Origin of the sequence: Actinomadura roseirufa, assembly GCF_900659635.1 — a bacterium.
Taxonomy (GTDB): domain Bacteria; phylum Actinomycetota; class Actinomycetes; order Streptosporangiales; family Streptosporangiaceae; genus Spirillospora; species Spirillospora roseirufa.
Genome location: NZ_CAACVB010000111.1, coordinates 1 through 25,747, shown reverse-complemented (window position 1 = coordinate 25,747; position 25,747 = coordinate 1). Strand labels below are relative to the sequence as shown.

Annotated in this window: 29 protein-coding genes and 3 tRNA genes; 12 read left to right on the top strand and 20 right to left on the bottom strand. The window is 74.3% G+C overall.

Going from position 1 to position 25,747, the window contains the following annotated elements:
• Positions 1-535: AIR synthase related protein (locus E1291_RS22815; protein ID WP_242614315.1), on the bottom strand; the 535-nt coding region annotated here is incomplete at its 3' end.
• A 121-nt stretch (positions 536-656) separates the two neighbouring features.
• On the opposite strand from E1291_RS22815, the gene E1291_RS22810 reads away from it, so the two are divergent.
• A complete protein-coding gene (locus E1291_RS22810) occupies positions 657-890 on the top strand; it encodes an Lrp/AsnC family transcriptional regulator (protein WP_131740014.1) in 234 nt (77 codons plus the stop codon).
• A gap of 22 nt (positions 891-912) precedes the next feature.
• Positions 913-1,407, top strand: coding sequence for a DUF3515 domain-containing protein (locus E1291_RS22805; protein WP_131740013.1), 495 nt, complete (start codon positions 913-915; stop codon positions 1,405-1,407).
• A gap of 9 nt (positions 1,408-1,416) precedes the next feature.
• Here the strand turns inward: E1291_RS22805 and E1291_RS22800 are convergent, their stop codons facing one another.
• The 6 genes from E1291_RS22800 to E1291_RS22780 all read right to left on the bottom strand — a co-directional run bounded on the left by E1291_RS22800 (position 1,417) and on the right by E1291_RS22780 (position 5,098).
• Positions 1,417-2,310, bottom strand: a complete 894-nt coding sequence (locus E1291_RS22800) for a hypothetical protein (protein WP_131740012.1) — start codon at positions 2,308-2,310, stop codon at positions 1,417-1,419.
• A gap of 4 nt (positions 2,311-2,314) precedes the next feature.
• Entirely contained in the window at positions 2,315-2,980 is a 666-nt protein-coding gene (locus E1291_RS22795; RefSeq protein ID WP_131740011.1) for a hypothetical protein, read from the bottom strand.
• A 131-nt stretch (positions 2,981-3,111) separates the two neighbouring features.
• Positions 3,112-3,192 (bottom strand) — tRNA-Tyr (locus E1291_RS42160).
• Positions 3,193-3,219: 27 nt separating this feature from the next.
• Positions 3,220-3,292, bottom strand: a tRNA-Leu gene (locus tag E1291_RS22790).
• Between the two features lie 5 nt (positions 3,293-3,297).
• Positions 3,298-3,371: transfer RNA gene (locus E1291_RS22785), tRNA-Leu, on the bottom strand.
• Between the two features lie 236 nt (positions 3,372-3,607).
• Positions 3,608-5,098 (bottom strand): protein kinase domain-containing protein, encoded by a 1,491-nt coding sequence (locus E1291_RS22780; protein ID WP_131740010.1) that lies wholly within the window; start codon positions 5,096-5,098, stop codon positions 3,608-3,610.
• Between the two features lie 121 nt (positions 5,099-5,219).
• Between E1291_RS22780 and E1291_RS22775 the strand changes: the two genes are divergently transcribed.
• The gene (locus E1291_RS22775) at positions 5,220-7,163 is read left to right on the top strand and encodes a beta-propeller domain-containing protein (RefSeq protein ID WP_131740009.1); all 1,944 of its coding nucleotides are present in this window, start codon (positions 5,220-5,222) and stop codon (positions 7,161-7,163) included.
• 211 nt (positions 7,164-7,374) lie between these two features.
• Here E1291_RS22775 and E1291_RS22770 read toward each other — a convergent pair whose 3' ends face one another.
• The 3 genes from E1291_RS22770 to E1291_RS22760 all read right to left on the bottom strand — a co-directional run bounded on the left by E1291_RS22770 (position 7,375) and on the right by E1291_RS22760 (position 10,406).
• On the bottom strand, positions 7,375-8,502 hold the full coding sequence (locus E1291_RS22770; RefSeq protein WP_131740008.1) for a D-alanine--D-alanine ligase family protein: 1,128 nt from the start codon (positions 8,500-8,502) through the stop codon (positions 7,375-7,377).
• Positions 8,503-8,571: 69 nt separating this feature from the next.
• On the bottom strand, positions 8,572-9,561 hold the full coding sequence (locus E1291_RS22765) for an NAD(P)H-dependent glycerol-3-phosphate dehydrogenase (RefSeq protein WP_131740016.1): 990 nt from the start codon (positions 9,559-9,561) through the stop codon (positions 8,572-8,574).
• Between the two features lie 17 nt (positions 9,562-9,578).
• Positions 9,579-10,406, bottom strand: a complete 828-nt coding sequence (locus E1291_RS22760; protein ID WP_131740007.1) for a lysophospholipid acyltransferase family protein — start codon at positions 10,404-10,406, stop codon at positions 9,579-9,581.
• 85 nt (positions 10,407-10,491) lie between these two features.
• Here E1291_RS22760 and cofC point away from each other — a divergent pair, with 85 nt between their 5' ends.
• Together cofC and E1291_RS22750 are read left to right on the top strand one after the other, a co-directional pair.
• The gene (gene cofC / locus E1291_RS22755; protein ID WP_131740006.1) at positions 10,492-11,163 is read left to right on the top strand and encodes a 2-phospho-L-lactate guanylyltransferase; all 672 of its coding nucleotides are present in this window, start codon (positions 10,492-10,494) and stop codon (positions 11,161-11,163) included.
• A 41-nt stretch (positions 11,164-11,204) separates the two neighbouring features.
• Complete coding sequence (locus E1291_RS22750) at positions 11,205-11,438, top strand: hypothetical protein (RefSeq protein ID WP_131740005.1); 234 nt, start codon at positions 11,205-11,207, stop codon at positions 11,436-11,438.
• Between the two features lie 54 nt (positions 11,439-11,492).
• Here E1291_RS22750 and E1291_RS22745 read toward each other — a convergent pair whose 3' ends face one another.
• The 4 genes from E1291_RS22745 to leuC form a co-directional block, all read right to left on the bottom strand.
• Positions 11,493-11,771: an HU family DNA-binding protein gene (locus tag E1291_RS22745; protein ID WP_131740004.1), complete on the bottom strand. Its 279-nt coding sequence runs from the start codon at positions 11,769-11,771 to the stop codon at positions 11,493-11,495.
• Positions 11,772-11,929: 158 nt separating this feature from the next.
• Positions 11,930-12,163 carry an SCO5555 family protein gene (locus E1291_RS22740; protein ID WP_131740003.1) on the bottom strand — a complete coding sequence of 78 codons (234 nt, stop codon included), beginning with the start codon at positions 12,161-12,163 and terminating at the stop codon, positions 11,930-11,932.
• 159 nt (positions 12,164-12,322) lie between these two features.
• On the bottom strand, positions 12,323-12,910 hold the full coding sequence (gene leuD, locus E1291_RS22735; protein WP_131740002.1) for a 3-isopropylmalate dehydratase small subunit: 588 nt from the start codon (positions 12,908-12,910) through the stop codon (positions 12,323-12,325).
• Between the two features lie 11 nt (positions 12,911-12,921).
• A complete protein-coding gene (gene leuC, locus E1291_RS22730) occupies positions 12,922-14,373 on the bottom strand; it encodes a 3-isopropylmalate dehydratase large subunit (protein WP_131740001.1) in 1,452 nt (483 codons plus the stop codon).
• 99 nt (positions 14,374-14,472) lie between these two features.
• On the opposite strand from leuC, the gene E1291_RS22725 reads away from it, so the two are divergent.
• The 7 genes from E1291_RS22725 (at position 14,473) to E1291_RS22695 (ending at position 19,483) form a co-directional block, all read left to right on the top strand.
• Positions 14,473-15,192 (top strand): IclR family transcriptional regulator, encoded by a 720-nt coding sequence (locus E1291_RS22725; protein ID WP_131740000.1) that lies wholly within the window; start codon positions 14,473-14,475, stop codon positions 15,190-15,192.
• 187 nt (positions 15,193-15,379) lie between these two features.
• A complete protein-coding gene (locus E1291_RS22720; protein ID WP_131739999.1) occupies positions 15,380-16,009 on the top strand; it encodes a MerR family transcriptional regulator in 630 nt (209 codons plus the stop codon).
• A 155-nt stretch (positions 16,010-16,164) separates the two neighbouring features.
• Positions 16,165-16,554, top strand: coding sequence for a YidH family protein (locus tag E1291_RS22715; RefSeq protein ID WP_131739998.1), 390 nt, complete (start codon positions 16,165-16,167; stop codon positions 16,552-16,554).
• Between the two features lie 27 nt (positions 16,555-16,581).
• The gene (locus E1291_RS22710) at positions 16,582-16,896 is read left to right on the top strand and encodes a DUF202 domain-containing protein (protein WP_131739997.1); all 315 of its coding nucleotides are present in this window, start codon (positions 16,582-16,584) and stop codon (positions 16,894-16,896) included.
• A gap of 52 nt (positions 16,897-16,948) precedes the next feature.
• Positions 16,949-17,800 (top strand): SAM hydrolase/SAM-dependent halogenase family protein, encoded by an 852-nt coding sequence (locus E1291_RS22705; RefSeq protein ID WP_131739996.1) that lies wholly within the window; start codon positions 16,949-16,951, stop codon positions 17,798-17,800.
• A 5-nt stretch (positions 17,801-17,805) separates the two neighbouring features.
• Positions 17,806-18,201 carry an NUDIX hydrolase gene (locus E1291_RS22700; protein WP_207400884.1) on the top strand — a complete coding sequence of 132 codons (396 nt, stop codon included), beginning with the start codon at positions 17,806-17,808 and terminating at the stop codon, positions 18,199-18,201.
• 160 nt (positions 18,202-18,361) lie between these two features.
• The gene (locus E1291_RS22695; protein ID WP_131739995.1) at positions 18,362-19,483 is read left to right on the top strand and encodes a glycoside hydrolase family 113 protein; all 1,122 of its coding nucleotides are present in this window, start codon (positions 18,362-18,364) and stop codon (positions 19,481-19,483) included.
• Here the strand turns inward: E1291_RS22695 and E1291_RS22690 are convergent.
• The 6 genes from E1291_RS22690 to E1291_RS22665 all read right to left on the bottom strand — a co-directional run.
• Positions 19,480-20,856: an NADH-quinone oxidoreductase subunit N gene (locus E1291_RS22690; protein WP_131739994.1), complete on the bottom strand. Its 1,377-nt coding sequence runs from the start codon at positions 20,854-20,856 to the stop codon at positions 19,480-19,482. The genes E1291_RS22695 and E1291_RS22690 overlap by 4 nt on opposite strands.
• A complete protein-coding gene (locus tag E1291_RS22685; protein WP_131739993.1) occupies positions 20,856-22,343 on the bottom strand; it encodes a complex I subunit 4 family protein in 1,488 nt (495 codons plus the stop codon). Before E1291_RS22685 ends, E1291_RS22690 begins: the two co-directional genes overlap by 1 nt.
• 3 nt (positions 22,344-22,346) lie before the next feature.
• Positions 22,347-24,146 carry a proton-conducting transporter transmembrane domain-containing protein gene (locus tag E1291_RS22680; RefSeq protein WP_131739992.1) on the bottom strand — a complete coding sequence of 600 codons (1,800 nt, stop codon included), beginning with the start codon at positions 24,144-24,146 and terminating at the stop codon, positions 22,347-22,349.
• Complete coding sequence (gene nuoK / locus E1291_RS22675; protein WP_131739991.1) at positions 24,143-24,448, bottom strand: NADH-quinone oxidoreductase subunit NuoK; 306 nt, start codon at positions 24,446-24,448, stop codon at positions 24,143-24,145. Before nuoK ends, E1291_RS22680 begins: the two co-directional genes overlap by 4 nt.
• The gene (locus tag E1291_RS22670) at positions 24,445-24,972 is read right to left on the bottom strand and encodes an NADH-quinone oxidoreductase subunit J (protein WP_131739990.1); all 528 of its coding nucleotides are present in this window, start codon (positions 24,970-24,972) and stop codon (positions 24,445-24,447) included. The genes nuoK and E1291_RS22670 overlap by 4 nt, the downstream gene beginning before the upstream one ends.
• Before the next feature lie 7 nt (positions 24,973-24,979).
• The coding region (locus E1291_RS22665; RefSeq protein WP_131739989.1) for an NADH-quinone oxidoreductase subunit H at positions 24,980-25,747 on the bottom strand (768 nt) is incomplete at its 5' end.

Here is a 25,747-nt window from a genome sequence, read left to right as displayed (position 1 = left end):
CGGCGGTGAGCAGCGCCAGGCCCGCGGCGGCCCGCCCGAGCGCGCCGCGGATCGCGACGACGTCGCCGGGACGCGCCCCGGACCGGGTGAGCGGGGGCCCGCCGCCGAGGTCGCCGAGCGCGGTGACCGCCAGGGTGATCTCCGGCGCGGCCACGACGTCGCCGCCGGCCACCGACGCGCCCGCCAGGGCGCACTCGTCGGCGAGGCCGTCGTAGAGCCGCTCCGCCCAGCCCGCCCCGGTGCCGGGCGGCCCGGCGAACCCGACGAGCAGCGCGGTCGGGCGGGCGCCCATGGCGACCACGTCGGCGAGGTTCTGCGCGGCGGCCTTGCGGCCGATGTCGTAGGGCCCCGACCAGTCGCGGCGGAAGTGCCGGCCCTCCACGAGCAGGTCCGTGGTGGCGACGACCCGGCCGTCCGGCGCGGCGATCACCGCCGCGTCGTCGCCCGGGCCGAGACGCACGTCCGGCCCCTGCGGCAGCCGCCGCGTCAGCCTGCCGATCAGGCCGAATTCGCCCAGCTCGCCTATGGTGCCCATCCGCCCCGTTCCCGCCTCGCACGTGGGGGGACGCCGCTGGGCACCCCCCGGCCGCCCACCGCGGCGCATTACACGATACGGTGACCGTCCGACGGCTATTTCTCCGCCCGGGGAGGACGTGATGGTGCAGGCCTACATCCTCATCCAGACCGAAGTGGGCAAGGCGGCCGAGGTCGCCGGCGAGATCGCCGGCATCTCCGGCGTCACGAAGGCGGAGGACGTCACGGGGCCCTATGACGTGATCGTCCGAGCGGAGGCGCGCAATGTGGACGAGCTGGGCAAGCTCGTCGTCGCGCAGATCCAGGCCGTGGACGGGATCACCCGCACGCTCACATGCCCGATCGTCCACATCTAGACGGGACGCGCCCGCGCGGGCGATGCCGGATCGGTTCTTGACGGGCCGCCGGCGGCGAACGCGGCGGCGCGGCCTGCCGGTGGTGCTCGCCGCGGCGGCGCTCCTCCCGGCGGCCTGCGGTGACACGGCGGTCCAGGTGCCGGTGCCCGGCCCGGACGCGGCGACCGCGCGGCTCTGCGACGGGCTGCGGCTCCCCGAGAAGGTCCACGGCCTGTCGCGCCGCGACACCTCGCCCGACTCCGCGCTGACCGCCGCCTGGGGGTCGCCCGCGATCGCGCTGCGCTGCGGCGTGCCCCGGCCCGCCGCGCTGCACCCCGCGTCGCAGCTCGTCACGATCAACGGGATCGACTGGTTCGGGCAGCCGGTGGACCGTCCGGTGACGTTCACGGCCGTGGCGCGGCAGGCGTACGTCGAGGTGACCGTCCCGGCCAAGTACACCCCGCCCGGCGACGTGCTGATCGAGCTGGGCACAGCGATCAGGGCGACGATCCCGCCCAAGCCCGAGGGCCAGATCTAGCCACCCGGCTCACGGGGCCAGTTCGACGCGGAGGTCGCTCCCGGAGTCGGGCAGCAGGATGACCCTTTCGCCGTTGTCGCGGGTCCAGCCGACCGGGAGCAGGATCCAGTGGCCGCCCTGGTGCGCGAGGATGCGCAGCCCCTTGTAGAGGTAGGCGAAGGCGGAGTCCCGGCCGCTCAGCCGCACCATGGTGACGCCCTGCCCGCTGATCTGCAGCCGCTCCTTGGCGTAGACGAACGCCTCGGCGCTGATGGGCAGGGAGAGCGCGGCGGCGCGGGCGGCGTTCAGGCCGTGCCGCTGCGCCACGTTGGCGGTCGCCCAGAAGGCCGCGACGAGGGCGATGACCACGACCAGGAGCCGGCGCAGCGCCCGCGTCGAGGCGAGGATCTCCGACCATGTGCCGGTCGCCACCCCGTACGCCGTCGCGTTCTCGGCGGCGTACTCCAGGAGCACGGCCCCGGCGAGGAGGGCCATGGGCGAGAAGTAGGGGCCGCCGACGGCGCGGTCGCCGCGCAGGTGCAGGCTGACGGCGCCGATGGTGAGCAGGGTGAGGGCCACGGCCACCAGGCAGGCGCACATGACGCCGCGCCACCGGTGCGAGGCGTCGCGCATGAGGTGGACGAGCAGGTGGTGGGCGATGAGCACGCCGACGCCGAGGACGCCGGCCGACGCCAGCGGGGCGAACACCGGGCCCGCGCTGAGCACGACGTAGTCCGTCGTCGTGAAGCCGACGGTGCCGAGGTCGACGCCGAAGTAGGTGTACAGCGCCTGCTCCCTGACGTACCCGAAGTAGTACAGGATCGCGGTCAGGACGCCGGCGGACGCCAGCACCCGGCCGGCCAGCTCTGCCAGCCGGCCGACGGTCCTGTCGTCGCCGGGCGGCTCGTCATGTTCGGCGGTCACCGGATCAGGAGTTCCCCGGCTCCGGGTTGCCGGGAGGCCCGGGTCCGGTCTCGCCCCCGCCGGGCTCGGACGGCTCCGGAACCTCGGACTCGGTCTCGCTGTCGGTCGGAGCCGGGCTCTCGGACGGCTCACCGGTGTCCCCGGGTGTGCCCTCCGGCGTCCCGGGCGTCCCTCCCTGGGGCGGCGACGCACCGGTCAGGTCGCGGAACACCGTCTCCTTTTCCGCGGCGATGCGGACGCACACGTTCCGGGGGGCGGAGCCGCACCACTGGGAGGACGTGATCGTGATGAACCCTCCCCCGCTGAAGTCGCGCTCCCCCGTACCGTCACGCCTCAGGGCCGGCGCGGCGGCCCCTTTGGTCGAGGAGATCCAGCGCGCCTTCATGCAGGGGTGATCGGGGTCGCAGGGCTGCTTGTTCTTGAACTGGTCCTGGACGGAGCGGCTGCACTCGTCCTCCCCCGCGTCGGTGATCTCGACGGCGTCCCGGCAGGCATCGGCGATCGTGCGCAGCTGGTCGTCGGTGATGCGGGTCTGGGTCACCTCCGTCGCCTTGGACTGGACGTCGCCGCCGACGGCGAGCCCGCTCGGCTGCAGCGGCAGCTTCGTGGTCGCGAGTTCGGCCTTGCCCCCTCCGCCGCAGGAGGCGAGCGCGGAGCACAGAAGAATCACCCCGACACAGGCCGTCGCCCGACCCGGCCAAGAGCCCATGGCGCACCCCCCAGTCATCACAGGCCCGCGCAACGAGTGTGCTTGTATGGTTTCCCCTGGTCACATGCACAAACCGTGGTGGGTGCGCAAGGTGAGGCGGGTGGGATTCGAACCCACTCAGCGAAGCACCTGGTTTACGGCCAGGCCCGACTCTCCCGCGTCGGCGCCGCCTCTCGCGCGGGCCGCGCGGCCCGCGTCGGTACCCCTGGCAGGATTCGAACCCGCATCGCACAGCACCTCATGCTGCCGTCTCTGCCATTGGACTACAGGGGCATGCGTGCGGCTCCCGGGATTCGAACCCGGAACGTCCACTTCCTGAGAGTGGTCCCTCTGCCCGTTGGGGTAGAGCCGCATGGTCTTCGCGAGGTGGCGTCACTCGCGGCGGCTCGGCCAGGGCTCCCTAGGAGAGGGGATACCGGCCGGGGCGGGCGGGCGACGCCGAGGGCAGTCGATAACGGAGCCGCTCCAGAGCCATGGCCGGTCCTCCTCTCAAGGTCTCGTGTCACCGTCCTGGACGGGCTGACGACGTCCACAGTGCCAGCGCGCCCTGAGGCGCGCAACGCATTTACTCGTCGCGGCCCGGAGCCGTCAGGGCGAGGGGGCCGGGTCGTCCGGCAGCGACCACCCGAACGCGACCAGCGCCCAGAACGCCACCATGATCCAGCCGAGCACGATCCCCGTCACGGCCATGCCGAGGCCGCGCTGGCCGGTCCGGCGCACCCGCGCCCACGCGATGTGCCCGGCGACGATCGCCGGGACGGACGGCAGCCCGCAGGTGATGAGCCCCACCAGGCCGAACGTCAGCGCGTAGATCGCGGCGTGGTTGTAGGGGGCTCGGCCGTACGGGTTCACATGCGGGTTCACATGCTGGTTCGGGTGCGGGGCGGCATGCGCGGGGACGGTCTGCGGCGTGCCCGGGGCGGTGTACCCGCCGTAGCCGGTGTTCTGCGGGAACGCGCCGCCGCGTGCCGTGACCGCGGTGGCGTAGCGCTTCCAGGTCTCGGCCTCGGCGGTGCGGCCCTGCTGGTCGAGCAGGAGGGCGAGGCCGCGCATCGCGTCGGGGTCGCCCGCCTGCGCGGCCTGCCGGTACTGCCGCTCGACGAGGACCTGCGCCTCCCCGTCGGCCAGAGCCGGAGCCGGGACGGCGGCGGGCCGCTGCTCCACCGAGGCGACGGTGCCCGCCGGGGGTTCCGCCGGGGCGGCGGGCACGCCGTGCGCGGCGCGCGTCTCCGTCCGGGGGTGCCGCGGGGCGTGCGTCGGCTGCGCGGGCCGCTGCCGGGACGCTCCGCTGGAGATCAGCCCGTCCAGGACGGCCTGCGCGGACGGGCGCCGCTCCGGGTCCTTCGCCAGCGCCGCGGCGACGGCGTCGCGGAGCGTCCCGCCGAGGCCGCTCAGGTCGGGCTCGCCGCTGACGATCTGATGGATGATCGCGGGAATCGAGTCGCCCCCGAAGCACGGCCCGCCGCGCCCGGCGAACGCCACCGTCGCACCCCAGGCGAACACGTCGGAGGCGGCGGTCACGCCGCGCCCGTGCAGCTGCTCGGGGGCCATGAACGCGGGCGTGCCGATGATGCCGCCGGTCGCGGTCAGCCGGGTCCCGCCGGCCGAGCGGGCGATACCGAAGTCGATCACCCGCGGGCCGAACGTGGACAGCAGCACGTTGGCGGGCTTCAGGTCGCGGTGCACGACTCCCGCGTCGTGGATGGCGGTCAGCGCGGTGGCGATGCCGACCGCGACGGCCTCGAGGTCGGCGCCCCGCAGCGGGCCGCCCTCGACGACGGCCGCGTCCAGGCTCGGCCCGTTCACGAACTCGGTCACCAGGTAGGGCTGCTCCGCCGCGGGGTCGGCGTCCAGCACGGGCGCCGTGCAGAACGGCCGGACGCGCTGCGCCGCCGCCACCTCGGCCTCGAACCGCGCCCGGTACTGCCGGTCGGCCGCGAACTCCCGCCGGATCACCTTGATCGCGACCTTGCGCCCCGACGCGTCCAGTCCCGCGTACACGGTGCCCATCCCGCCCTCGCCGAGCCGGTCGACCACCGTGTAGGGGCCGATGGAGCCCGGCAGTTCGGATTGCGGCAACGCACGTTCTCCTCGGGAGGGGGACCAAGCCCTCCAAGGTTGGCATATCCCGGCCGCCCGCGTGGCCTGACCAGGTCACGGAACGGCGGAACCGGACCCGCCGGGCGCGCGTCCGAGATCCATGCGTGCCCGCACCCTCGCTCCCCTCATACCGTCGGCGGCGCTGCTGCTCTCCGGATGCGCCGGATCCCCCGGTCCGGCCCCGCGCGAGGCGCCGCCGATGCGGCTGGTCGCCTACGACGGCTGCGGTCCGCTTCTGGACGGGCTGCGCCGCGCGACCGCCGCCCGCGTCGACTCCTACGGGCTGCACGACGGGGAGCCGCTGATGGACGGGGCGCTGCCGAAGGTCGCGGTGCCCGGCGGCGCGGCGCCCGCCCCGGCCGACGGGCGCGCCGCCAAGGCTCCCGAGCACACCGGCACCAACACGCGTGAGCCCGGCGTCGACGAGCCCGACATCGTCAAGACCGACGGCCGCCGCATCGTCGCGCTGGCCGGCGGGCGGCTCCAGGTCATCGACCCCGCCACCCGCAGGATCACGCACACGCTGCGCCTCGCCCAGGGCCGGGGGCGCCTTCCCGGCGGCCGGTCGCAGCTGCTGCTGTCCGGCGACCGGGCGCTCGTGCTCACGCCCCGCTCGCCCTACGTCCTGTACGAACGCCCGGCGCCCCCGAGCGACCTCGTCCCGCCCGACGGCGGCCCCGGCGGGCGGGCGCAGACCGAGCTGACCCTCGTCGACCTGTCCGGCGCGCCCAGGGTCGTCGGCCGCATGACCACCGAAAGCGCGTACGTGGACGCCCGGCAGAACGGCTCCGTCGTGCGCGTCGTCGTGCGCTCCACCCCGCGCATCGCCTTCCCGCCTTATGAGCAGCAGGCGCGGGAGAAGAACCTCGCCCGCAACAAGGAGATCGTGCAGAAGGCGCCGGTGGACGCCTGGCTCCCCGCCTTCACGGTGGGCGAGGGCAAGGACCGCAAGACCTACCGGACGCCCTGCGACCAGGTCAGCCGCCCCGCGTCCTATACCGGCACCACGATGCTCACCGTGCTGACGTTCGATCTGCTGGGCGGGCTCGGCGACCCGTCCCCGGTCGGGATCGCCGCGAACGGGGAGACCGTCTACGGGACGGGCTCAAGCCTCTATGTGACCGGCACCCCGCCCGCGCCGTTCGGCCAGGGCTCGTCGGGCACGGACGCCGAGCCCGGACCGGAGCGGACCGACGTGCACAAGTTCGATGTCACGGCACCGGGGCGGCCCAAGTACGTGGCGTCGGGCTCGGTTTCCGGGCACCTGCTCAACCAGTACGCGATGTCGGAGCTTTCCGGGAACCTGCGGATCGCCACGACGGCCGGGCCCACGTTCGGCCCCGCGCCGGGGACCGCGCCCGCCACCACGGCCTCCCCCTCGCAGAGCGCGGTGCGCGTCCTCGCGCGCGAGGGCGCCCGGCTGAACGAGGTCGGCCAGGTCGGCGGCCTCGGCAAGGGCGAGCGCATCTACTCCGTCCGCTTCGTCGGGCCGCTCGCCTACGTCGTGACGTTCCGGCAGGTCGACCCGCTGTACGTGGTCGACCTGAACGACCCGCGCCGGCCGCGCGTCACCGGCGAGCTGAAGATCAGCGGATACTCGGCGTACCTGCATCCGATGGCGGACGGCCGGCTGCTCGGCATCGGCCAGGACGCCGACGCCGCCGGCCGGACCCGGGGTCTGCAGGCGTCCCTGTTCGACGTCCGCGGGACGCCCCGCCGGGTGGCCGCCTACCGGCTGCCGGGCGCCTCGTCCCAGGCCGAGTTCGAGCCGCACGCCTTCACGTACGTGCCCGGGACGGGCCTCGTCGTCGTCCCGGTGTCGAGTCCCCTCCAGGGCGGCGGCGAGGCCCTCGCGCTACGCGTGACCGGTACCGACATCCGCGAGGTCGGCAGGATCCGTCACCTCGGCAAGGGTTACGCGGACTCCGTACAACGCTCCCTGGTCATCGGCGACACCCTCTGGACCTTCTCCGAAGAGGGCGCCCGAGCCACCGCCACCACCACCCTGACCGACCAAGCCTGGCTCCCCTTCACCCCCGGCTGACGCACGCCGGACCCACCCCAGAAAAGACGGGCGTCACCCAAGCTGCCGACAGCCATGCCCGACAACCCCGGCCGTCACGCGGGCGCGCTACCTGAGCGGCGGGGGCGACGCCGAAGGCGAGCCCCCGCCGGGAAGATGGCGAAGCGATTCGCGCTCGCACAAGCACGGTCAAGGGCGAGCCGCCAGGCGAGCCCTTGGGCCGGGATTGCAATTAACGCAGCCCCGTCGAGCGGCGGAGGGCCGTCTGGATGAGGCGGTCGACCAGCGCGGCGTAGTCGAGGCCGGTGGCGGCCCACATCTGCGGGAACGCCGAGGTCGGCGTGAAGCCGGGCATGGTGTTGATCTCGTTGAGGATCCAGTCGCCGTCCGGGGTGAGGAAGAAGTCGACGCGGGCGAGGCCCTCGCAGTCGAGCGCCTCGAACGCCTGGACGGCGACGCGCCGGACCTCCTCGATGGCCGCGGGCGGCAGGTCGGGCGGGATCGCCATGCTGGTGGAGCCGTCGAGGTACTTGGTCTCGAAGTCGTAGAAGTCGTGGTCGCCCGCCATCAGCACCTCGGCGGGCAGGCTGGCCTCCGGCGGGCCGTCGTCCAGGCCCTGGAGGACGCCGCACTCGATCTCGCGGCCCTCGATGCCGGCCTCGACGATGACCTTGGGGTCGTGCTCGCGGGCCGCGTCGATCGCGGCCTCCAGGCCGGACTCGGCGGTGACCCGGGTGATGCCCATGCTCGATCCGGCGCGGGCCGGCTTGACGAACACCGGGCGGCCGGCCGCCAGGCCGAGCTGCTCCTTGATCTCGTCGATCTTGCGCTTGCGCTCGTGCCGCCATTCCCGGTCGCCGATCAGGACGTACGGGCCGACGGGCAGCCCGCGCGCCTGCCAGACGAGCTTCATGAAGCCCTTGTCCATGCCGACGGCGCTGGCCAGGACCCCGGCGCCGACGTAGCGCACGCCCGCGAGGTCGAGCATGCCCTGGATGGTCCCGTCCTCGCCGTAGGGCCCGTGCAGCAGCGGCAGCACGACGTCCACCGCGCCGAGCGCCGCGGGGACCTCGCCCGGCGTGACGACCAGCAGCCCGCTGGCGTCGGGGTCGAACGGCAGCGCGAGCGCGTCGCCGTCGCCGCTCACCTCCGGGAGCCGGCCGTCCTCGATCGCGAGCCGCCGGTCGGCGGGCGCGAGGACCCAGCGGCCGTCGCGGGCGATGCCGATCGGCACGACCTCGTAGCGGTCCCGGTCGATCGCGGCCATGACCGCGCCGGCGGTGACGCAGGAGATCGAGTGCTCGGAGCTGCGCCCGCCGAAGACCACCGCCACGCGGATCTTACGAGTTACCTGGGACATGACGTCCGACCCTACCGGTGATCAGACCGGGTCGGCCACGAGCCGGGACGCGCGCGGGGTCCGCGCACGTCATACCCCGTAGCGTTCCGGTTTGGGGGACCGCGAGATGAGCGAGATCGCCGCCTCCCTGATCGGCACGCCGTGGTACAGCACGCTCGTGACCGCCTCGGTGATCGGCATCTCGACGTTGTGCTTGCGCGCCAGCTCCAGTGCGGCCTCGGACGACTTGACGCCCTCGGCGGTCTGCTTGGTGACCGCGATGACCTGCTCCAGCGTCATGCCGCGGCCGAGGTTCTCGCCGAAGGTGCGGTTGCGCGCCAGCGGCGAGATGCACGAGGCGACGAGGTCGCCCATCCCCGCGAGGCCGGCGAAGGTGTGCTCGTCGGCGCCGAGCGCGGCGCCCAGCCGGGTGATCTCGGCGAGCCCGCGGGTCATCAGCATGGCCTGGGTGTTGGCGCCGAATCCGAGGCCGACGGACATGCCGACGCACAGCGCGACGATGTTCTTGATCGCGCCGCCCAGCTCGACGCCGATCACGTCGGTGGAGGTGTAGACCCGGAAGTAGGGCGTCATGGTGGCGGCCTGGAGGCCGCGCGCGGCGTCCTCGTCCGCGCACGCGGCGACCGCCGCGCTCGGCTCCCCGCCGGCGATCTCCCGGGCGAGGTTGGGGCCGCTGAACACCGCGACCCGCTCCTCCGGGACGTCGGCGACCTCGCGGATCACCTCCGACATGAGCCGGGTGGTGCCGAGCTCCACGCCCTTCATCAGGCTGACGAGCACGGCGCCGGGCGGCAGCAGCGGCACCCATCCGGCGAGGTTGCGCCGCAGCGTCTGCGCCGGGACGGCCAGCGCCACGAAGTCGGCGCCGGCCAGCGCCACCGCCGGGTCGAGGGTCGCCCGGACCGCCGCGGGCAGCGTGACGCCGGGCAGGTAGTCGGCGTTCTCGTGCCGTTCGTTGATCCCCTCGACGACCTCGGGGCGGCGGCCCCATATGGTCACCTCGCCGCCCGCGTCGTGCAGCATCTTGGCGAACGTCGTGCCCCAGGAACCGGAGCCCATCACCGCGGTGCGGAAGGTCACGACTCACCCGCCTTCAGGTCTGCGGCGGACTCGGCGGAGCCGGTTCCGCCGGCGGGGGCGCCGCCGGCGGCCGCCCGCCGCTCCTCCAGCACCAGGTGGTGGTCATAGGGCTCGGGGGGCGGCTCCTCGCCGCGCAGCTCGCCGAGCAGCGCCGTGATCGCCGCCATGATCTCGTCGGTGGCCGCGCGCAGCGTCGCCCGGTCGAGCGGGCGGCCCGCGTACGCCGACAGGTCCACGGGCGGGCCCGCGATCACCCGCATGGTCTTGCGGGGGAACGGGTGGAAGCCCTTCTTGAGGCTCCCGGCGAGTCCCCGCCGCTCGGTCTTGCGGTAGGGCAGCAGCTCGTGCGCGCCCCAGTTCGCCAGCGGGACGACGCGGGCGCCGGTTCGCAGGGCCATCCGGGCCGCGCCGGTCTGGCCGGTCATCGGCCACAGCTCGGGATCACGGGTGCAGCTGCCCTCCGGGTAGAACATCAGGCATTCGCCGGCGAGCAGCGCCTTCTCCGCGTCGCGGAGGGCGTCGGCGGCGTCGGCGCGGTCGCGGTGGACGGGGATCTGGCCGGTGCCGCGCAGCACCGTCCGGACGAGGGGGACGTCGAACAGGGTGGACTTCGCCAGGTAGACGGGGTACCGGCCCGACTCGTAGACGAAGTGGGCGAGGGCGAGGGGATCGGACTCGGAGATGTGGTTGGCGGCGATGATGAGGCCGCCGGTCCGGGGGACGTTGCCCCGGCCCCTCCAGTCCCGTTTCAGGAGCCCGGACAGCAGCGGGCGCAGGATGACGATCGTGAGCTTGCGCCAGGCCGGTGAATACCCGTGGCTCATGCCCCGTTCCTCCTCGATCGGTCCCTCGCGTGAACGCGGGGTGTCCTCAAGTGTTGCGGTTGCGTGCGCATAGTGTCGAGTTGCCATGGATACAGCAGCGCGCAGCGCGCATCCCCTCCAGTGGTCGCTCGCCGTACCCGTCAAGGTGCTGGCCCGCGCCAAGACCCGCATGTCCGCGGCCGCCGGGCCGCACCGGCAGGATCTCGCGCTCGCGGTGGCGGCCGACACGGTCGCCGCGGCGCTGCGCTGCGCGCGGGTGCGCCATGTGATCGTGGTCACCGACGATCCCCTTCCGGCCGCCGAACTGGCCCATCTCGGCGCCCTCATCGTTCCCGACGAGCCGCGCGCGGGTCTCAACCCGGCTCTGGTGTACGGGGCGGGCCGGGCGCGGGAGGTCGCTCCGGACGCGGGCGTGGGGGCCTTGTCCGCCGACCTTCCCGCATTGCGCCCCGATGAACTCGCGCGCGTCCTCGAGGCGGCCGAGAACAGCCCGGAGGCGTTCGTCCCGGACGCGGCGGGCATCGGAACGACCCTCTACACGGCGCGTCCGGGGGTCCCGTTCTCCCCCGCGTTCGGGGGGGACTCGCGCGCCGCGCATCGGGCGCGCGGCGCGCGCGAGCTTCTTCCCCCGGACATCGACAGCGTACGCCGTGACGTCGACACCCCGGACGACCTTCGCGCGGCGCTGGCCCTCGGCACCGGTCCCCGCACGGCCGCCGTGGCGGCCCGGATGCCCGCCCTCACCGCCGGGAACTGATCGGGCGGGCGGCGCGGGGATCCCGGGGATAGGGTGCCGGTATGCAGGGGACGGTGCGGGCGTTCGACGCCGCGACGCGGTCGGGCAGCGTGCTGCTGGACGACGGGACCGAGCTCTCCTTCGACGGCGCGGCGTTCGACGCGGGGGGCCTGCGGCTGCTGCGCTTCGGGCAGCGCGTCAACCTGGCGCTGGACCGCGGCCGGATCAGCGTGGTGACCCTGTCGACGTTCCCGCTGCCCGCGCCGGGCCCGCCCGGGGAGCCGCGGACGCCCTGACACGCGCATGCGCCCGGGACCCTGTGGACGGTCCCGGGCGCAGACGCGGTGAGGCTACTTCTTGCCGGCCACCAGGTTCTTGAAGTCGGCCCCCGCCTTGAACTTCGGCACGGACGTCGCGGGAACCTGGATGGTCTTGCCCGTGGCTGGGTTGCGGGCCGTACGGGCAGGCCGGTCGGCCTTCTCGAACGAACCGAACCCCGTGATCGCGACCTTGCCGCCCTTGGCGACCTCGGTCTGGATCGCCTCCAGGATCGCGTCGACGGCCTCGGCTGCGGCCTTCTTGCTGCCCAGCCGGTCAGAGATGGCGTCGACCAGCTCACGCTTGTTCATGGGTTACTCCTCTAGTTCCCCCCTTGCCCGAACGAAACTAAGGGACCTCCGGCACCGACACAATCACCTGCACGCATGAGTTGCCGTGTCGCTGACGTTTTTGTCGGTCTCGCCCCTGTCTCGCCGGGTGACCGGACCGGATCCGGCCACTGCGCACGCTAACGGACGTCGGGGGCGTCTTGGAAATCGGCGAGGAACGCCTCCAGCCTCCTGGTGGCCAGGTCGGCGTCCCTTTTCGCGAGATCGGTGATCACCAGGAGGTGCCGGATGAGCCGCTGCCGGGCCGGCGGCGGCAGCGGCGCGACGGCCCGGTGGGCGTCGCGGAGCCGCCGCGCGAGCCGGGTCAGCGCCGGGTCGTCCCACGCGGGCCCGGTCCATGGGACCGTGCTCAATTCCTGCCCCCTTCACGGTTCGAACGCGTCGCGCACCAGGTCGATTGTCCCTCGCGCGGGCGCGTGACCGTTCATCCGGGGGACGCCGGACGGCCCGGCCCCCGCGGGAGGGGGGCCGGGCCGCGCGGTTCCGGGATGCGGTCTCCGCAGGTGGCGGGCTCAGAGGGTGACGGGGAGCCAGTCCTGGCGGTCCCGCTCGAAGGCGGCGATGGCCTCGCCGTGCCGCAGCGTCAGGCCGATGTCGTCCAGGCCCTCCAGGAGGCGCCAGCGGGTGTAGTCGTCGATCTCGAACGCGGCGGTCTCGGTGCCCCAGCGGACCTCGCGCCGCTCCAGGTCGACCGTGATCTCCAGATCCGCGTCCCGCTCGACCGCGTCCTGCAGATCGGCGACCTGCTCGGCGGTGAGGACGACCGGCAGCAGCCCCATCTTCGTGGAGTTGTTGCGGAAGATGTCGCCGAAGCGGGGCGCGATGACGACGCGGAACCCGTACTGCTGCAGCGCCCAGACGGCGTGCTCGCGGGACGAGCCGGTGCCGAAGTCGGGCCCGGCGACCAGGATGCCCGCGCCCTCGTGGCGCGGCTGGTTCAGGACGAACTCCGGGTCCTCGCGCCAGGCGGAGAACAGCCCCTTGTCGAAGCCGGTGCGGCTGACCTGCTTCAGCCAGACGGCCGGGATGATCTGGTCGGTGTCGACGTTGCTGCGGCGCAGCGGCACCCCGCGCCCGGTGTAGGTGGTGAAGGCTTCCATGGCTTGGTTCCTCACAGATCGGCGTCATTCTGAGGGGACGACCCCCCAGACCCCCCGGCGGCTTCGCCGAGGTCTTGGGGCGCGGCCAAGCGCCCGGTGACGGCGGTGGCGGCGGCGACGGCGGGCGACACCAGGTGCGTACGGCCGCCCGGCCCCTGCCGTCCCTCGAAGTTGCGGTTGGACGTGGAGGCGCTGCGCTCCCCCGGCGCGAGCTTGTCGGGGTTCATCGCCAGGCACATCGAGCAGCCGGCCTCGCGCCACTCGGCGCCGGCGGCGGAGATGACCGCGTCCAGGCCCTCCTCCTCGGCCTGCTTCTTGACCTTCATCGAGCCGGGGACGACCAGCATCCGGACGCCGCCGGCGACCTTGCGGCCCGCGAGCACGCCCGCGACAGCCCGCAGGTCCTCGATGCGGCCGTTGGTGCAGGAGCCGACGAAGACGGTGTCGACGGCGATGTCGCGCAGCGGCGTCCCGGCGGTCAGGCCCATGTACTCCAGGGCCCGCTCGGCGGACTGGCGCGCCACCGGGTCGGCGTAGGACGCCGGGTCGGGCACGGCCTCGCCCAGCGGCAGCCCCTGGCCGGGGTTGGTGCCCCAGGTGACGAACGGGGTGAGCTCGGCGGCGTCGATGACGATCTCCTTGTCGAAGACCGCGTCGTCGTCGGTGCGCAGGGACGTCCAGTACTCGACGGCCCGGTCCCACTCCGCGCCGGACGGGGCGTGCGGGCGCCCCTTCAGGTACTCGAACGTCGTCTCGTCCGGGGCGATCATCCCGGCGCGGGCGCCGGCCTCGATGGACATGTTGCAGACCGTCATGCGGCCCTCCATCGACAGCGCCCGGATCGCCTCGCCGCGGTACTCGACGATGTGGCCCTGGCCGCCGCCGGTGCCGATCCGGGCGATGACCGCGAGGATCAGGTCCTTGGCGGTGACGCCCTCGGGGAGGGCGCCGTCCACGGTCACGGCCATGGTCCTCGGCTTGATCTGCGGCAGCGTCTGGGTCGCCAGGACGTGCTCGACCTCGCTGGTGCCGATGCCGAAGGCCAGCGCGCCGAACGCGCCGTGGGTGGAGGTGTGCGAGTCGCCGCACACGACGGTCATGCCCGGCTGGGTCAGGCCCAGCTGCGGGCCGATGACGTGGACGATGCCCTGGCCGTCGTCGCCCATCGGGTACAGCCGGACGCCGAAGTCCGAGCAGTTCTTGCGCAGCGTCTCGACCTGGGTGCGCGACACCGGGTCGGCGATCGGCTTGAGCAGGTCGGTGGTCGGGACGTTGTGGTCCTCGGTCGCGATCGTCAGGTCGGGGCGGCGGACCGGGCGGCCGGCCATCCGCAGCCCGTCGAACGCCTGCGGGCTGGTCACCTCGTGGACCAGGTGGAGGTCGATGTAGAGGAGGTCCGGCTCACCCTCGGCACGCCGTACGACATGCGCGTCGTACACCTTCTCGGCCAATGTACGGCCCATACTCCCACCTCACCTGTCATGATCGTCGGCGCGCGGGCGCGCCGCGGGTCCCTGTCACCCTGATTTGCATCTCAAATTACGAGACGGCAATATCAAGACATGGACAACTCTAGCGGAGTCGGCGTACTTGACAAAGCGGTTCTGGTGCTGAACGCGCTGGAGGCCGGTCCGGCCTCGCTCGCCCAGCTCGTGCAGACCACCGGGCTGGCCCGCCCGACCGCCCACCGGCTGGCCGTCGCGCTGGAGCACCACCGCCTCGTCCACCGCGACACGCAGGGGCGGTTCATCCTCGGCCCGCGGCTGGCCGAGCTGGCGGTCGCGGCGGGCGAGGACCGGCTGCTCGCGATCGCCCAGCCCGTCCTCGCCCAGCTCCGCGACCTCACCGGCGAGAGCGCCTCGCTGTTCCGGCGGCAGGGCGACGTCCGGGTCTGCGTGGCCTCCGCCGAGCGGACCAGCGGCCTGCGCGACACCGTCCCGGTCGGCGCCGCGCTGCCGATGACGGCGGGCTCGGCGGCGCAGGTCCTGCTCGCCTGGGAGGAGCCCGACCGGATGCACCGGGGGCTGCGCGGCGCCAAGTTCGAGGCGACCACGCTGGCGTCCGTCCGCCGCCGGGGCTGGGCGCAGAGCGTCGGCGAGCGCGAGCAGGGCGTGGGCTCGGTGTCCGCGCCGATCCGCGGCGCCGGCGGGCGGGTGATCGCCGCCGTCTCGGTCTCGGGGCCCCTCGAACGGCTCACCCGCTCCCCCGGCCGCCTGCACGCCGGCCCGGTGACGGCCGCCGCCGAGAAGATCTCCGAGGGGATGCGCCGCACGGCGTCCTGACCCGTGCCCCGGCCCGGCGTCCCGGCCCCGGCCCATGCGGCCCGGCCGGCACCGCGCGGCCGGGCTCCGGAGCGCTCGCGGCACCCCGGCATTCCGTCCGGTGACAGTCTGGACGGCCCCATTGGATAGTGCCGGTATCTAAGGAGGGACCCTGGATAGCGTTAACCTCCAGTCAAGGGGGTGCGCGGTGCAGATCTCCGAGCTCAGCGATCGCAGCGGCCTGACGGTCCAGACGATCAAGTTCTACATACGGGAGGGCCTGCTCCCGAAGGGCTCGGCGGTGAGCGCGACGCGGTCGGAGTACGGCCGGACGCACCTGGAGCGGCTGCGCCTGATCAGCGCGCTGCGCGAGGTCGGCGACCTGCCGGTGGCGGCGATCCAGCAGATCATCGCCGCGATCGAGGACGACGGCGTCAGCCTGCACGACCTGTTCGGCACCACCCAGTACGCCATCGGCCCGCACGTCGCGGCCCCGCACGACCCGAACTGGCGCGCCGCCCGCGAGGACGTCGACGCCCTCGTCCGCGAGCTGGGCTGGAACGTGACCGACCGCGCGCCCGCGCGGGATCTGCTGGCCCACACGTTCGTGGCGCTGCGCCGGCTCGGCTTCCCGATCACGCTCACCGACCTGAGGCCCTACGTCCGGGCCGCGACGGAGGTCGCCGAGCACGAGATCGGCCGGGTCGCCGGCGACGCCCCCCGCGCCCGGACGGTCCATTCCCTGCTCGTTTCGACCGTCCTGTACGAGCAGGTTCTGACGGCGCTGCACCGGCTCGCCCAGGAGGACGCCTCGGCCCGCCGCTTCGGTACCGGCTGACGCCCTCACCTGCGGAATTGTCGGCAATTCCGGGATATCGTGTCGGAATTATTTGCGTATCCCCCCTAATCCGTCGTTAGTCCGAATCGCTACCATGAAGGGTGAGACACGGCCCTTGCCGTGTCCCGTGCCGACCCATTGCAGAGGGCCCTTCGATGACCGTGCCGCGCCCTCCCGACTCCTCGGGCGACAGGTGGACCGACCGCCTGCTCGCCGAGGGGAGCGACCCCGATCCCCGCTTCACCCTCGCCAACGAGCGCACCTTCCTCGCCTGGATCCGCACCGCGCTCGCGCTGATCGCCGGCGGCGTCGGCGTCGCGCTCAGCGGCCACCTGATCCAGACGCCGCTGCGCAACGGCCTGGCGGCCGGGTTCGCCGTGACCGGCGCGCTGGTCGCGGCGCTGGCGTTCCGCCGCTGGCTGCGCACCGAGCGCGCGCTGCGCCGGGACGAGACGCTGCCCCCGCCCGCGCTCGCCCCGATCATGGCCTACGGCCTGGCGATCGCCGCGATCGTCCTCCTGGTGGCACTCCTCGCGACCCGGTGACGGCGGCACCGTGAAGTTGGGACCGCGGTGAGGGCGCCCGGCGACCGGGGGGCCCAGCCGGAGCGGACCGCGCTGGCGTGGTCGCGGACCACGCTCGCGCTGATCGCCGCCGGCCTGCTGTGCGTGCGGCTCGCGCCGTCCTTGCCCGGGGCGGCGGTCGCGGCCGCGGTCGTGTGCGGCGGCGCGGGGCTCCAGCTGCGCCGGGCGCGGGCGGCATTGCCGCGACGCCGGCGGCGGGTGGCCGCGGGCGGCGCGGTCGCCGATCCCGTGTCGGTCCTGCTCGCGACCGGCCTGACGATGCTGCTCGGGCTGGTGGGGCTGCTGTTCGCCCTTCCGCTGTGACGCGCGGGTACGCTGGCGCCGACACCACCGCAGGCCACGCCGAGGTCGCCCGATGCCCGCACGCCGCCCGTTCGTCAGCCTGGCCACCGACTTCGGCGCCGCCTACACCGCGATCTGCGCGGGCGTCGTGCACCGTCTCGCGCCGGACGCGACCGTCCTGGTGCTGAGCGACGAGATCACGCCGTACGCCGTGCGGGAGGGCGCGATGCTGCTGCGGCAGGCGCTGCCCTACCTTCCGGTGGGCGTGCACGTGGGCGTCGTCGACCCGGGGGTCGGCACCGCCCGCCGCCCCCTCGCGATCGAGACGGGGCGCGGTGACGTGCTCGTCGGCCCCGACAACGGGCTGCTGGTCCCGGCCGCCGGGCGGCTCGGCGGGATCGTCCGGGCGCACGTGCTGGAGGACCCCGCCTACCGGCTGCCCGAGGTGTCGGCCTCCTTCCACGGCCGTGACGTCTTCTCCCCCGCCGCCGCGCACGTGGCCGCGGGCACCGACGTCGCCGACCTCGGCGGCCCGGCCGACCCGCTGCCGCTGGACGTCCCGCCCCCGGTCGCGCGGGACGGCGCGCTGACCGTCCCGGTGCTGTACACCGACCGCTTCGGCAGCCCGGTGCTCGGCGCCGAGGCCGGGGACGTGGCCGCCGCCTTCGGCGACCCGCCGCCCGGCTCGCCCTTCGAAGTGACGTGGACCGGCCCCGGCGGGCGGCCGGGCGGAGTCCGCGCCCCCCTGGTCGGGACCTTCGGCGACGTCGCCCCCGGCGAGCCCCTGCTGTGGTTCGACTCCTCGGGGTGGCTCGGCCTGGCCGTCAACCGGGGCTCGGCCACCGAGGTCCTCGGCCTCTCCGGCGTGGACGCCCTCACCCTCCGCACCGCGCCGGCGCGACGCGGCACCGTGCTGCCAGACTGACGCGCGTGGAACTCGACGTCGTGGCCTGGGTGCAGGTGTCCGCGGGGAAGCTGCTGGCCGTCCGCGCGCGGGGCCGTGACGCGCTGTACCTGCCGGGCGGCAAGCGGGAGCCGGGCGAGAGCGACTGGGCGGCGCTGTCGCGGGAGGTGCGCGAGGAACTGGGCCTGGAGCTGGACGAGGCGTCGTTCCGCGAGCTGGGCGTGGTCCGCGCCGATCCGCACGACCAGCCCCGGTACACGCACGTGCGGATGGCGTGCTTCACCGCGGAGTACCGGGGCGCGATGGCGGCCGCCGCGGAGGTCGACGAGTACCGCTACGTCGGCCGCGGCGACCGGCGCCTGCTGGCCCCCGCCGCGCTCGCGGCGTTCGACCTCGCCGACGAGCACGGCCTGCTCGGCTGAGTCCCCAGGTCCCCGGCTCCCGGGTTGACCTTCGTCAGGGTCCGGACGGGCCCGGAGTCGACTTTGGTCGCCATGGCGCCCGCCCCGTGGCCGATGCCCGCGCCGGGCACCCCGGCGAGACTCGATGGCGGGCGGCACGACCAGCGAGGAGTCGGCGAGGATGCCACAGGTACCGATCAACCGGAGGACCGTGCTCGTGGGGACGGCCGCCTCGGCCATCGTGTACGGGGGCGGGCAGGCCAGGCGGGGATGGTCGGGCGAACCCGTTCACGCCGCCGCGGCCGGGCGGTCCCGCGGCGGGCGGCGGCGGCTCGCCCAGCGGGGCGTCGACTACGACACCGAGCGCGAGGTGTGGAAGCCCGCCTACGTGCGCCGCGAGATGCGGGCGATCCGCCGCGACCTGCGCTGCAACGCGGTCATCCTGCTCGGGTCCGACCTCGGGCGGCTGATGCTCGCGGCGGCCGCCGCGGCGGACGAGGGCATGATCGTCTGGATCGAGGCGCGCCAGTTCGACCGGAACGCCCGGGCCACGCTGGCGTTCCTCGCGAAGGTCGCCCGCGCCGCCGAGGAGCTGCGGCGGCGCCACCCGCGGATCGGCATCTCGGTGGGCTGCGAGCTGACGATCTTCATGGACGGGCTCGTCCCGGGCGGGGACTGGAGGGAGCGGGGCGCCAACCTCGGTACCCCGGCGGCCCGCGGCTACAACGAGCGGCTGAACGCGTTCCTCGACCGGGCGCTGAGAACGGTCCGGCCGCTGTTCGGCGGGAAGCTCATCTACACGTCGGGCATGTGGGAGGCGGTGGACTGGCGAGGCTTCGACGCCGTCGGCGTCGACATGTACCGCGACGCCTCCAACAAGGCGACCTACGTGCGGGACGTGCGGGCGCTCCACCGGTTCGGCAAGCCCGTCATCATCACCGAGTTCGGCTGCTGCGCCTACAAGGGCGCGGACGAACGCGGCGGCGACGGCTTCGACATCATCGACTGGAACAAGGTGCCGCCGGTCGTCCCGCCCGGGTACGTCCGGGACGAGCGGACGCAGTCGCGCTACATCAGCGAGCTGCTCGACGTGTTCGAGGCGGAGGGCGTGCACGGCGCGTTCGTGTACAACTTCATCGAGGCCGACTCCCCGCACACCGCCGACCGCGACCACGACCTCGACATGGCGGGATTCTCGCTGGTCAAGGTGGCCCCGGCGGACTCCGGGCTCGCGTACGCGAAGACCGGGCACTGGGAGCCGAAGGACGCCTTCCGCACCCTCGCCGGGCGCTACGCCCGCTAACGGGCGAGGACCGCGCCCGCGCCCGTCCCCAGGGCGAGGGAGAGGGCGGCGGCGGTGACCGCGACGGCGGCGGGGCCGCGCGCCGGGCGGAACGGGCCGTCCGGGCGGCCGAACAGCGGGACGATCCAGCGCAGGTAGTAGAAGACGCTGGCGACGGTGTTGAGGGCGGCGACCACGGCGAGCCAGACCTGGCCGCCGTCCAGCGCGGCCCCGAACATCAGGACCTTGCCGACGAACACGGCGGTCGGCGGCGTCCCCACGAAGCCGAGCAGGCACACGGTGAGGGATCCGCCGAGCAGCGGCGCGTCCCGGAGCAGGCCGGTGTAGCCGGACAGCTCGTCCCGGCCGGTGGCGACGACGACGGCGAACGCGCCGAGGTTGGTCACGGCGTAGGCGGCGACGTAGAAAAGCAGGGCGGGCCGGGCGAGGTCGCCGCGCCCGGCCATCGCGACGGGGACGAGCAGGAAGCCCGCCTGGCCGATGGTGGAGTAGGCGAGCAGCCGCCGGACGTTGTCCTGCCCGAACGCGGCGAGGTTCCCGAGCGTCATGGTGGCCGCCGCGACCGTCCCGGCGAGCGCGGGCCATCCGGCGGCGCCCGGCGGGAGCGCCTGCGCGCCGATCCGGTACAGCGCCGCGAACGCGCCGATCTTGGGGACGGTGGTGACGAACGCGGCGACGGCGCGCGGCGCGCCCTCCGCCACGTCCGGGACCCAGAAGTGGCCGGGCACGGCGCCCGCCTTGAACAGCGGCCCGGCGAGCAGCGCGACGGCGCCCGCGGCGACCGCCGCCGCCGGCGCGGCCCCGAGGCCCTCTTGGAGCACGGCGTAGGACGTCCCGCGGCCCACCCCGTACAGCAGCGTGACGCCGCCGAGCATCGCCACGCCGAGCAGCGCCCCCATCAGGTAGTACTTCAGCGCCGCCTCGGTGCCCGGCGCGTCCCTGCCGAACCCGGCGAGCGCGTAGGCGGGGACGCTCGCCAGCAGGTAGGCGGCGGCGAGCACCAGCAGGTCCGTCGAGGCTCCGAGCAGCATGGTCCCGAGCGCCGCGAGCAGCATCAGCACGTGGTGCTCGCTCTCGCGGGGATGCCCGCGCACCCCGCCCGCGGCGAGCGCGACGGCGCCGAGGGTCGTGCCGAGCACGGCGAGGCGGGTGACGTGCGTGATCGGGTCGACCGCGAACGCGTCGAAGGCGGTGAGCGCGGGCCGGGACGCCGCGACGGCCGCGGCCGCGAACCCGGCGGCCAGGCCCGCGGCGCAGGTCACCGCGACCCTCCCCTGCCGGTCGCGGGGCAGGAACAGCCCGTGGACCAGGCCGAGCGCCGCGGCGAGGAGGACGCACAGCTCGGGCGCGAGGTCGGCGGGGTTCTCGTTCATCAGCGCGACACCAGCGCGACGACCGCCGCCGACAGGGGCTCGACCGTGTCCAGGAGCGCGCGCGGGGCGACGCCGACGGCCAGGGACAGCGCCAGCAGCGGGACGACGGCGCCGAGTTCGGACCCGCGCAGGTCGGTGACCCGCGCGGTCAGCTCGCCGGGCGGGCCGAGCACGGCGCGGTGCAGCACCCGCAGGAACAGCGCGGCGGTGAGGACGATGCCGAGGACCGCGAGCGCGCCGGTGACCGCCGCGGCGGCCGTGCCGCTCCCGATCGTCCCCGCGAGGATCTGGAACTCGGCCACGAACCCCGACAGGCCGGGCAGTCCGAGCGAGGCGAACGCGGCCACCGCGAACGCCGCCGCGAGCGCGGGCGCACCGCCCGCGATCCCACCGAACCGGCCGAGGTCGTAGCCGCCCGCCCGGTCGTACAGCACCCCGCACAGCAGGAACAGCGCGCCGGTGACCAGCCCGTGGCTCACCATCTGGGTCACCGCGCCCGTCACGGCGAGGCGCCGCGCGTCCGCGTCGCCCAGGGCGTGCCCTGCGGCGCCCAGGGCGAGGATGACGTAGCCCATGTGGTTGACGGACGTATACGCGACCAGCCGCTTGAGGTTCTCCTGCGCGAGCGCGACGAGCGCACCGTAGAGGACGCCGGCGAGGCCGATCGCGAGGAAGACCCACGCGTACCGGCTCCACGCGTCGGGCAGCGCGGGCATCGCGATCCGGATGAGGCCGTAGGGCCCCATCTTCAGCATGACCCCGGCGAGGACGGCCGACCCGGCGGCGGGCGCATCGGTGTGCGCGGGCGGCAGCCACGTGTGCAGCGGGACGACCGGGGTCTTCACGCCGAGCCCGATGGCGACCGCGAGCAGCGTCAGCCCGGCCCGGCCCGGCGAGCCGGGCCACGGCGGCGCGCGGGTCAGCTCCACCATGTCGAACGTGTGCGGATCGGCGCCCAGGTACAGGCCGAGGAAGCCCAGCAGCAGGACCAGTGACCCCAAGAAGGTGTACAGGAAGAACTTCAGCGCCGACGCCGCCCGGTCGCCGTGCCCCCAGAGCAGGATGACGAAGTACATGCCGACGATCGACAGGTCGAAGAACACGAAGAAGAGCAGCAGGTCGAGGGCGGCGAAGAGCCCCAGGCAGACGGTCTCCAGGAAGAGGAACAGGATCGCGAAAGCCCTTGCCCGGTGTGTCCGGCCCAGCGAGTGGACCGCGCAGGCGGCGAACAGCAGCGCGGTCAGGGCGAGCAGCGGCAACGAGAGGCCGTCCGCTCCGACGTGGTAGCCCGCCTGGACGGACGGGATCCATCGCACATCGGTCTCGTAGGCGATCCCGCCGCGGTCGCCCCGGGCGATCCACAGCGCCGTGACCAGGGCCAGCTCCCCCACGGCGATGACGATCCACGTCCAGGGGACGGCGCGGCGCGGGACGGCGGGCAGGCACAGCGCGGCGGCCAGCGGCAGGAAGATCGCGACGGAGAGCACCGGTCACCGGGCCAGGAGGGCGACGGCGGCCAGGACGCCGAGGACGACCGCGGCCTGGGCGTAGTACAGGTGGACCTGGCCGGTCTGCGGGCGCCGGGCCAGCGCGCCGAGCCGGCGGGCGCCGCGTCCGGCCGCGCCGGTCAGGCCGTCGACGCGGACCTCGATCCGGCCGGTGGCCAGGCGCGACGCCCACCACGCGCCCCGCGCGGCGGAGCGCACCGCGCCGTCGATCACCCGGTCGTCGAAGCGGTCCAGGGCACGGGCGAGCGCCATCACGGGACGGGCCACGCCCGCCACGGCCGCGCGCTCCAGGTACAGCCAGCCCAGCGCCCACCGGGGCGCGGTGAATCCGCCGCGCCGGACGGCCGCCACGACGGCGGCCACCGTGACCGCCGCGACCGTCCCGGACACGGCGAGGCCCCACGCGTGCGGGCGCGCCTCGTCCGGCACCCCGAGGATCCGCCGCCAGGGGACGGCGCCCAGAACGCAGGCGGCCACCGCCAGCGCGGTCAGGGCCGTGCCCGCGGGGACGGGCGTCCGGTGTCCGGGGCCGCCGGGCGTGCCGTCCGCGGCGGGGCGCCAGGCCCAGGCCAGCGCCTTCGCCGCGTACGCCGCCGACAGGACGGACGCCGCGAACCCGGCGGCGAGGAGGGCCGGTGACCGCTCGCGGGCGGCGGCGAGCACGGTGTCCTTGGTGATCCACAGCGACAGCGGCGGCAGCCCGGCGAGCGCGAGGGCACCCACGCCGAACGTCACGCCCACGAGCCGGTGACCGCGCGCCGCGCCGGGCAGCCCGTCCAGGCGCTGCGTGCCCAGCGTCGCCAGCCACGCGCCCGCGCACAGGAACAGCAGGCTCTTCACCGCCGCGTGCGCGACCAACTGCGACGTTCCTCCGGCCTGCGAGCCCGTCCCGGCGCCCAGGAACATGAATCCGATCTGCGCGCAGGTCGACGCGGCGAGCAGCTGCTTGAGGTCGCGCTGGGCGAGGGCGACCGCGCCCAGGAGCAACGCGGTCAGAACACCTGCCCAGGACACCAACGTCTCCGCCCACTGGGTCGCGGCCAAGAGCGGATGGAGGCGGAGCAAGAGGTAGGCCCCGGCGGCGACCATCGTGGCCGAGTGCAGCAACGCCGACACAGGGCTCGGACCGGCCATGGCCCGTGCGAGCCAGAACGAGAACGGCAGCTGCGCCGACTTCCCCAGCGCCGCGAGGACGACGCCACCGGCGATCAGGTCGCGCCACGGATCCGCCGCCCCGGAAAGTGTGCTCAACTCCAGAGAGCGGGCCCCGGCCAAGGCGAACCCCGCCGCCGCGTAGAGGCCCGTATCCGCGGCCCGGGTGGTGAGGAACGCGATGTCAGCGGACGCCACGTGCCCTGCGTCCTGCCATATGTAGCCGATGAGCGCGTACGACATCGCGCCCATGACCTCCCAGCCCATCAGGAGCAGGACGAGATCGGACGCCGTGACCGTCACGAGCATCGCGCCCGCGAACACCAGCATCAGCCCGTGGAACCGGGGTCCGTATCCCTCCACCGAGGCGTACAGCAGGACGGCCGCGAGCACGGACGCGACGGTCACGGCCAGCACGGCGGACAGGTCGTCCACGGCGAGGCCGCCCGTCCTGCCCGGCAGGAACGCGAACCGCGCCGCCGGACGGGTCACCGCCGCCGTCACCGCCGCGGCGAGCACCAGGAACGCGACGCCGACGGCCACGGCGGGCGCCGCGCGGCCGGCCCGCCGTCCGGCGGCCAGCAGCAGCGCACCCGCCAGCAGCGGCGTCCCGCACACGGCGACGATCATCCGCTGAGATCACCCGCCTCGTCGGTCACGTCGACGTCGCGCGCCCGGAACAGCGCGGTGACCACCGCGAACCCCATCGCCATCTCCAGCGCCATCACGGTGATCGCGACCAGCACGAGGACCTGCCCGTCGGCGGCGCCCGGCGACACGAAGGACCAGAACCCCGCCGCGGCGACCACCAGGCCGTTGACCATGAGTTCGAGGCCCATCATCAGCATCACGATCGACTGCTGCGACAGCGCGCCGTACAGCCCGACGCAGAACAGCGCCGCCGCCAGCAGCAGGAACGCCTCCAGCGTCACGGCGCACCGCCGGAGTCGTCGTAGCGTCCCCGGGGCGCGGCCAGCACGATCGTGGCGATCATCGTGGCGAGGATCGCCACGCCGATCACCATCATCACGAGCATCTTGGGTCCCATCAGCGCCCGCCCCAGCGCGGCCGTGGGGTCGTGCGGCGGGCCGCCCCCGGGGCCCTCCCGGCGGCCCGGCCAGGGCACGGTGAGGATCCCCGCGGCCAGCGCGGCGAACGCCGTCCCGGACACCGCGAGCGCGCCGCGCCGGTTGTGCGTCATCGTCATCGGCATCAGCCCGGCCGGGTTCATCATGTACATGACCATGAAGACCGCCATCACCAGCATCTCCATGATCATCATCAGCACGACCAGCACGCCGAGGTAGGACAGGCCCGCCAGCAGCAGCTCCGCCCCGGCGCACAGGAACGAGGCCAGCAGCGCGAACGTCGCCCGCGCCATCGAGTCCACGGCGAAGACCGCGGCGCCCGCCCCGGTCGCCGCGACCGCCAGAACCCAGAACCCGGCCGCCTGCACGGCCCCCTCACCCCACGACGACGATCGCGACGACGAGCGTCTGCAGCAGCGCGGCCGGGATCAGCACCGTCCACGCCGCCTCCATGACCCGGTCCACGCGCAGCACCGGCAGCCGCCACCGCGCCCACACCAGCAGCGCCAGGACGGCCGACGACTTCACCAGCGACCACGCCCACGCGGGCAGCAGCGGACCGGCGCCGCCGCCGAGGAACAGCGGGACGGCGGCCGCCGCCGCCACCGCGAGCAGGCCGTACCGCCCGGCGAGGAACAGCAGCCGGTCCGGGCCGGACAGCTCCAGCAGGGCGCCCCCGGCCAGGTCGCCGCCCACGGGATGCGCGAGCGGCCCCCAGAACGCCATCGCCGCCGCCGACACCAGGTAGACGGCGAACGCCACCGGCATCCAGACCGCGAACCACAATCCGCCCTGCGCCGCGGCGATCTCCCGCAGGTCCAGCGAGCCCGCCCCCAGCGCCGCCGTGATCAGCGCGAACATGTGCGGCAGCTCGTAGCCGAGGCCCTGGGCGACGAACCGGTACCCGCCGACCAGCGCGAGCGCCGAGTTCCCGCCCCAGCCCGCCGCCCACACCGCCGCCCAGGCGACGACCTCCATCGCGTTGAACCACACGACGCCGACCGGCAGGGCCGACGCGACGTGGTCCCCGAACGGGACCACCGCGGCCGCGAGCGCCGCCGCCACCGGCAGCGCGACCGCCCCGGTCACGGTCAGCACGCGGTCGGCGCGCCACGTCGCCCGCCGCCGCGCCGTCAGCAGCCG